Here is an 8,482-nt window from a genome sequence, read left to right as displayed (position 1 = left end):
CGCCCCGAGCACACCGCCCGCGCTTCCGCGGAAGCGCTTCGCGCCCGCCTTCGCGGACGAAGTGCGGCGGGGCTTCGCCCGCCTGGGTCGGCCGGGCGCTCCGCCCGCGCTTCCGCGGAAGCGCCTGCACACTCGATGCCCCTCGGGCGGGTACCTCTATCCAACCGGCTGCGCTGCTATCCAACCGGCTGCGCTGCGAAGCGGCCGCGCCGTGTCTGAGCGCGGAAGATCGTGTCCCGTAGCCGGTGCACGATCTTCCGCGGAAGCGCCGCAGCCGCCGGGACCTGACAGCCGTTGGCGCCCATTCTGCAGGCGAAGCGCCAGCGGAACTTCATGTGCCTCGCCCCGAGCACACCGCCCGCGCTTCCGCGGAAGCGCTTCGCGCCCGCCTTCGCGGACGAAGTGCGGCGGGGCTTCGCCCGCCTGGGTCGGCCGGGCGCTCCGCCCGCGCTTCCGCGGAAGCGCACCTGCGCACTCGACCCCTCGGACGACCTATCCAACCGGCTGCGCTGCGAAGCGACCGCGCCGTGTCTCAGCGCGGAAGATCGTGTCCCGTAGTCGGTGGTCAATCTTCCGCGCAGACGCCTGCTTCGCGGAAGCGCCGCAGCCGCAAACACCTGTCAGCCGTGGCCGCCCACTCCGCGGACGAAGCGCCAGCGGAACTTCATGTGCCTCGCCTGCCGACGCGCTCCCGCTGAACATCGCTGCGCTTCCGCGGAAGCGCCACCGCAGACGCCGCCGGGTCAGCGGGTGGGTGGTGGCTGGTTGTAGTTCGGGTCGTTGACCAGTTGTACCCGCAGTTCCCATGTCTTGACCGCGGTCTGGGCGGTGCGCTGCAACGGGATATCCCCTTGATCACCGGTGTTCGCCTCCCAGTGCGCGTTCCAGTGCACCAGTGCCCGCACCGGCCAGGTCCCCGACCCGCCGGTGCGTTCCGGGATGGACCGCCACCGGAAGGTGTACCCACACGGCGGAGCCCAGGTTTTCGCATCCTCGGGCAGTGTCGCGATCGGCGGGGCCGGCTCGCCCGGCCCGTCACAGGAAACGGTCGCCGGGTCGGTGGCGCCCTGGTCCGGGTCGCCCTTGGGTTCGCCCATGGTCCAGTCCACCGATTCCAGCCGGGTGGTCATCGTGACGCTCACCCCGCGGAAGGTCAGCGAGGCGGTCTGGGCACCGGGGTCGTTCACCGACAACCACTGCGGGACCTTCACGATGATCTCGTCCCACTTCATCGGCCCGATACTGATCTGCTGCTGCGGCACTTGCTGCTGCAGATCCTTGAACAACTGATACGCCAACACCCGCGGATCCGGCGGCGGCGGTGGCGGTGGTGGTGGGGCGGGCGCACGCCGCGCCGGCTGACCCGGCGCCACCGGCTCGGCATACGGCAGAAACGTGTAACCCGCCGTCTGCCAGTCGACTAGTTTGTTGGTGTCGAACGTCAACGCAACCTTGCAGTCGAGTCGAAAGACATCGCCTTTTCCAGCTTTCCCTTCCACGCGATACTTCGAGAGGTCGACATTGGGTCCGGTTTGCACATAGTCCAACTGGCACTCGTCAGTTGATGAGGTCGTGGAGTCTTCTGAACCCTGTTCCGCATCTTGCGCTGCTCCTGCCGAAGGTTCAGAGCCCGCAGGTACATTGTTACTCGATGCGCTGTCGGCCGCAGCAGTATCGCTGCCGTCTGAACCGTCGCCTGGCAGAGACAGATACTGTCGCCCCGCAGGTGCGTTGATCTTTAGGTGTTCGATCTGAATTTGTACGGCAGGGGCTCCGAAGGGGCCAGGTTTTTCGGATACGGACTTCTTGACATCATCGCCCTCGGCGGGCGGCGCGGGTACTGCCGACACCTCTGGCGGCAGTAGCAGGACAGCGGCCAGTACGGCACCGATGAGCAAAGCGGGTCTACTTGTCGCACGAGATGTTGTCATCAGCGATTCCACTGACCTTCCACTTGCCAGCCTCTTTGTGCGCGTAGACGCGAACAACATACGAGTCAGGTGTGCCTATATTCGTCTGATTCGCCCTTGTATCGATGTAACCAAAGTTCTTCGTGTTAACGCAGTCGATAAAGGAGGTATCCACATTGTCGCGAACGGGCGCGCTCCAAACCAACCTATGACTGGCAGAACCACTGCTCACCAGGCCCGCCTTCAGCGACGCCTCGACGCCAGTCACGTAGTACTCCAGGCCCTTGCCGGTTGTGTACTCCGAAAAACGTTTGCGAAGCTCGGAGCGGGGCAGCTTATGAAATGTCTCGTACAGGTGCCAGGTGTTCAGCCAGGCGGTTTCGATTTCGCGGCGGTTTTTCGCTTCGGTGTCGGAGATCGGCTCCTCGGGTGCTACCAGGGTGACCTTCTCACCGCCCGGCCCGGTGGTCTGGACGTCCGACAGCTTGGCCGTGCTTGAGGTGCTCGCTGGCCCGGTGGTCGTTCCTGCGGTCGGGCCGGTGCCTGTTCCGGTCGATGGGGCGCTGCTGGAACCAGAACCAGAACCAGAACCAGAACCGGACCCAGAGCCGGTGCCGGGTCGGCTGGGTGAGAGTGGGGTTCCGGTCGAACGCGTGCTGCTGGATTCGGCTATCGAGCCGGGCGCCGAATCGGATGCGGCTGGAGGATTGCCTGCGGGGGGATTGTTGCTGTGATCGGTGGGGTCGGCGGACAGGCCGGGGCCGGGGATGCCTCCGCCGAGTCCGGAGCTCATGGTGGCGAACGTCGGTGTGGTGTTGGCGCTTGGCGAGTTGGAAGTGCAGCCGGCGGCGAGGGACAACACGACGACCGCGCCGACCACGGCCGCCCGGCGGCGGGGCCGCCCGCCGCGACCGTCACCGACACCCCTGCCGCGCGAACCTCTGAGACCGACCACCCCGACGCCTGCGCCCTTGGTGCCTGCGCCCTTGATGCGTGCGCCTGTGATGCGTGTGCCCCTGATGGTGTGTGGTGGTAGCACTGCGAACCCCGTTCCGACCGACCGACCTGCCCGGACACTCCCCGAAGCAGGGGAGCGCCTGGAAGCAGCAGATCCTGACAACAACAGACAGTGTGGGGGCCGTCAACCCCTCGACGCCGGACTTGTACACAACCGGCAGGTCACTGACCTGCGCAGAAACCAACGGCTCGGCGTTGCGCCCGGCCACCCGCACCGGGTGTCCGCGACAGACGGTGTCACCGGGCGCTGAGCCGAAGCGGTACGAGCGGCGCGCCCCATGCCTGGGCAGCGCGTCATCTTGGTGCCCGCACCCGAAAGGCCGTCGAGTGCGCAAGGGTCAAGTCCCCTTGAGCTGGCCGGGACGGTCCGGTGGCAACCAATGCGCACGGACGCGCCACTTGGCGGCGGGTAACGGCCTACGAGTCACCGCACATGGGTCACCGCCGCAAGTGCCGGCCCACGGGTGACGGTCGACGGTTCCCGCTCTATGGGTCGCGGTCGGCGGTTCCGGGTCTATGGATCACGGTGTACGGGTCACGGTCTACGGACATCGGACGCGGCCCAGCGCTTCGCGGGTGCGCAGGGTGTTGTTGGGGCGGGCTTCGTGCCGCTGCTGGGACGGGCGCCGTCACAGCGTGGAAGATCGTGCACCGACTTTGGGGCACGATCTTCCACGTAAGCGCACGGGTGGACCGCCGGCGCGGTGGCACCGGGCACCGCTGTCCGATCGGAGGCGCTGGTGCTGCCCGTGCTTGTTCTGCGGCTATTGTCTGGCGGCTGCACGCGCCGGCCCGGCATTGGATAAAGACGCGCGGCCTGGCATCCGATGAGGACGCGCGGCTCGATGTCCGACCGGCCGCAGCAACAAGTGTCGACCCACCGCAGCACCAGGTGCCCCCTCCTCGGCGGTGGCCGGCAGTTCGGCCCAGCTCGCTACCGCCAGCACATCGCGTGGCCGTGACAGCCTTCGGCCGAGCCGAGCTCGGAACCGTCACGCCACGCGGCCGCGACAGCCTTCGGCTGGGCTCAGCTCGGCACCGTGAGCAGGTCGCGGGGGCGACGGATGGTGCGAGCCAGCTGAATCTCTTGCGGCACACCGTCGATCACCAGATGGCCGTGGCCGATGCGGGCCGGCCCCGACCGTCGCGGAAGCTGGGTGCCGAGCACCGCTCCGTCGTAGCTGTCGGCGCCCAGCAGCACACCGGTGCGGAACCCGGCGACGGCGGCGACCGGGCCGCGATGGGTGCGACCCGCCTCGTCCAGACGGGCCCCGAGAAGCAGGAACTGTTGTCGGCCGGCGGCCGCCAGGAATCGGCACAGCAGCTCGCCGACGGCGGTGTCGGTCAGCCGCTCGGCGTCGTCGGCGGCGAGCAGCAGCGGCCCCTCGTGCGCGGCGAGGAATGACAACAACTCGCCGTCGTCCGCTTGCGCTGCGGCCGACATTGCATCCGCGTCCGCGCGCCGGCTGATATCCAGCACCCCTGGCAGTCGTCCCGGCCGGCCAGGACCCACCAGCACCCTGGCGGCGGTCAGCCCAGCCGCGGCTGCCCCGGTGAGCAGGTGGGCGATGGCAGTGCTGACGCCGCTGCGGCGCGGACCCGCGATCAGCAATCCGCCGCCGGCCCCGGACAGATCGAATCCCATCGGCTCGGCGCGATCGCCACCCAACCCGATGGGCACCACGGCGCCGGATGGTTCGCCCGAGCTGAGGGTCGGCACCGTCGTCGGTAGTTGGCGAACCGTCAACCGTTGGCGCAGCAGGTTTTTCGCGACCAGCGCTGCTGCAGCGTCGGGTCCGCCCGGTGCTGTGCCCGCGGCCCTCGGCGGTTCCGCAACCGTCCCTGCTTCCGCAACCGTCCGTGCTTCCGCAACCGTCCGTGGTTCCGCACTCGCCGGCGGTTCCGCCGCCGGTGGTGGCTCAGCAAACTGCACCGCTCCGCCTCCGGCGCCGATCAGCCGACCCCGCCCGACGACTCCGGAGGGACGGAGCTCACCGGTGGGTGAGCTGGTGCCGAGAGTGACGGTGACCCCCATCGCGGCTGCGATCCGATGATGCAGCAGCCGCTGTCCACCGGCGATGGCCACCCGAATCCCGACTGCCGGGCCACGCCCGGCGATCTCGGCCAGCCTGGTGCTCCACGAACCGAAGTCGACCGCATCCAGCGCCCCGGCCAACGGTTCCCAGTCGTCGACCACCATGGCCACCGGCGCAAGGCAGCTTCCGGAACCCGCGCTCACTCGGCTGTCCAGCTCTCCGGTGAGCCGCTCCAGCAGCCGAAGCACCAGCCGCGGCGCGTTGTCGTTCAACAAGCTGGTCAGCCGTCCCGCAGCGCCCAGCCGGTGCCAGCCGGCGTCGGATCCGATCGCCAGCAACACCGCGCCGTCCAGCTCCGCACCGCGCAGCCACCGGCGCAACGCAGAGGTCCGGCCGCTGCCCGGTGGTCCAGCGATCAGCATCGATTCGGCCGGCAGCTGCCAGCCCAACTGGGACTGCTGATCAGGCAGATCCAACAGACCGAGCTGCCTGCTGTCGCCCAGCGTCAGCCGGCGCGGCAGCGGCGGCAGCCACGGCGGCGCCGGGCGCCGGAGCCCGGCCGCCGCACGGTCGGCGGCTGCCAACAGCCCGGTGAGCGCCGACGCGCCGTCCGGCACCGGCGCCGGCCGGCCTCGTTGCCACACCAGCAAGTCAGGTGCGGAAGGGGTGGTGAGCCGTGCGGCCTGAAACGCCGTCATCCGCGATCCGGCGCCGCGCAGATAACCGCGACCGGGTAGCTCGGCGGGAATGCCGGCAGCAGCCGGATGGCCCAGCATGTCAGTGGAATCCGCGGGATCGGTGACCCGCAGACAGATGCGCAGCGCGATGTTGGCCAGCATCGCCGGCGTCACCACCCCGGCGGGGCGTTGCGTCGCCAACACCAGATGCAACCCGAGCGACCGTCCGCGTTGGGCGATGTCGACAAGGCCGGTGAGGAACTCGGGGAGTTCTGCGGCCAGCGTCGCGAACTCGTCCACCACGATCACCAGCCGCGGCGGAAGGTTTGGCAGCTCCGGGTCGACCGCGGGACCGAACGCGGACGCCGCGGTGATCGGGTCGGCGGTGCCGGCCGTTGCCGACGCCCTCGGCGCTGGTCGAGCTGTTGCGCCGCTCCGGGATGCGGCTCCCAGCGCACCCTGCGGCACCGACAGATCGCTGATTCCCCACTGCGCCAACACTTTTTCCCGGCGCCGCAACTCGGCGCGCAGGCTGCTCAATGCTCGGGGGGCCAGCTCAGCGTCCAGATCGGTGAGCACGCCACAGCAGTGCGGCAGCTTGGCCGACTGCGCGAAGGCGGCGCCACCCTTGTAATCCACCAGCAGCAACGCCAGCCGGTCCGGTGGCAGCCCGGCCGCCAGCGAACCGATCAGGGTCTGCAGCAGCTCTGACTTGCCCGCGCCGGTGGTCCCCGCCAGCAACAGGTGCGGCCCATCCGTGCGCAGGTTCACCCGCAGCGGGCCATCGGCGGTGACGCCCAGTTCGGCGATCGGGTCGGTCGCGGCGGCCCAGCGACGCTTCAGCTCGTCCGCCGGAACCGGCCGCACCGCGACCTCAGCCGGCAGAGTGCTGCCACCGGCCCCACTCGTGGCCGACGCTCGGGTGCCTGTCGCTGCCAACGGAGCCAGCGCCGAACACAGTGCGGCGAGGTAGTCAGGGCTGACCCCGATCGGCTCACCGGGCATGGCGTCGAGGTCGAGCACCGCGGTACAGCTGGACGGCAACGCGGCGGCATCGGCCGCCAGCGCGACCACCAGCAGTCGTTCACCGGGCGCCGACAGCAGCCGCCGTAATCCCCGATGTTCGCGGTAGCGCTGCACGTCGTCGATCACCGCGACGACGCTGCTGCCGGCTCCGTGGGCTGGGCCGGTGCCGTGCCCCGCGAATCCTTCGGGGGAGCGCGGCGGATCGGCCCGTGTCGCGTACCCGTCCGCAAGGGCCCGACGGACCGCAGTGAGGAAATCATCGACGGTGCCGGCGATCTCACCGATGCGGTTGCCGTCGCGACAGTGCGGCAGGTCGGCCAGCGGGGCCAGATCAGATCGGCCGGACAACACCCGAAGTGGTCTGTCGTCCGGACATCGCAAGCCCACCAGTTGAGCCAGCAGCCAACGCATCCCGGCCCGGCGGCCGACCACGCCGAGCACCCCGCTGGGCGGGATGGCCACTGGCAGCGGCACGCCGGGCACCTGCGGGGCGGCGGCGGATGGGCACCGCAGCGGCCGACTGCCGACGCTCATGCCGACCACCGTCGGGTTGCCGCCGGCCGCGGTCTGCGCCCACAGTCCGACGGCGCCCGAGCGGGCCCGGCGTAGCAGCCGCGGCGGATCGGCGAACTGCTCCCAGGCGTCGGCGCTGTCGGCCTGCCGGGCCGCCAGGACGGCGGCTCGGAAAGCCGAGGCGGCGGCACGATGGTCGGCGAGCTCCGTCCGGTGCGGACGGCGGCCCGACACCCGATCACCGATCGCGGAGGCCAGCATGGTGGCCGGCCCCAGCGCCGCCATCAACAGGAAGAACCAGAGCTGGGTGAGCACCGCGATGGCCACCCCGACGGCAGCCGTCGCCAACGCGGCGAACAACGGGATCGGCTGGCGCGGCCGCTCCGGCGGCGGACCAGGATCGTCCGGCAGGCGCACCTCGAACCGGTTGCCGCCGGCGGCGGGTAGGGCTAGCACCCACCGTCCGGCACCGTCCGGGTGCCGAAGCAGCCGCCGGTCTGCGGTGAGATCGGTGCGCACCACGCTGCCGCCGACCAGTAGCGGAACCCCGAGTGCCGCAGGCACTCTGCCCCCATCGGCGGCGACCGCACCTGGTCCCTGCTCTTGAGGGCGCTCCGCACCGTGCTCTTGAGAGTGCTCCGCACCGTGCTCTTGAGAGTGCTCCGCACGGTGCTCTTGAGAGTGCTCCGCACGGTGCTCTTCTCCGGTGCCGCCCATCAGCGCAATGCCGTTGGTGGAGCCAAGATCTCGCCACCACGAGCCGGCCTCGCCCAGCCGGAGTTCGGCGTGCCGCGCGGACAACTGCTGGTCGGCAATCGTCAGGTCACAGCGCGGCGACCGGCCGATGGTCACCGCACCGCCGGCCGGCACGCCGACACTGCCACCGGCGTCCGGACCGGCGACGCAGTCGAGCACCACAGGGGAAGCCACCGCGGACGCATTCAGCCGTGGGGCCGTGCTCAGTTCCACCCCGGACAGCAGCGGTGGCAGTCCGACCATGGCGTGCGCATCGACCGCGACGGCGCCGTGGTAGAGCACGGAATCGTCCGGCAGGCCGGCGGCCCGGCAGAGCTCGGGCCGGACCGCAGCCCACGGCAACGGGTGCTGCAGCCGCAGTAGCAACTGCCGCGGCCCGCCGGCGTCGTCGGCGCGAATGCCGACCGCCATCTCGAACTCCGCCAACGACTCGCCCATGCCGCGATCATGACCGCGGGCGCAGCTCGGCGTCTGCTCCCTGCTCTCGGTTGTGGATGGATTTGCCTGGTGTGGACAAGTTCATCCACACGGCTGGATCGCCCCGGGC

Annotated in this window: 3 protein-coding genes; all 3 read right to left on the bottom strand. The window is 70.1% G+C overall.

Annotation, left to right across the window (positions count from 1 at the left end):
- Window positions 1-743: 743 nt before the first annotated feature.
- Entirely contained in the window at window positions 744-1,931 is a 1,188-nt protein-coding gene (locus HKD39_RS18880; RefSeq protein WP_212754518.1) for a hypothetical protein, read from the bottom strand.
- Window positions 1,906-2,703 (bottom strand): hypothetical protein, encoded by a 798-nt coding sequence (locus tag HKD39_RS13250; protein WP_171200345.1) that lies wholly within the window; start codon window positions 2,701-2,703, stop codon window positions 1,906-1,908. The genes HKD39_RS18880 and HKD39_RS13250 overlap by 26 nt, the downstream gene beginning before the upstream one ends.
- A 1,251-nt stretch (window positions 2,704-3,954) precedes the next feature.
- Window positions 3,955-8,373, bottom strand: coding sequence for an FHA domain-containing protein (locus HKD39_RS13245; protein WP_171200344.1), 4,419 nt, complete (start codon window positions 8,371-8,373; stop codon window positions 3,955-3,957).
- Window positions 8,374-8,482 lie beyond the last annotated feature (109 nt).

It is taken from the genome of Nakamurella aerolata (assembly GCF_013002705.1).
Taxonomy (GTDB): Bacteria; Actinomycetota; Actinomycetes; order Mycobacteriales; family Nakamurellaceae; genus Nakamurella; species Nakamurella aerolata.
Note: the sequence above shows the minus strand (reverse complement) of the source record. Positions and strands in the feature narration are given on the sequence as shown.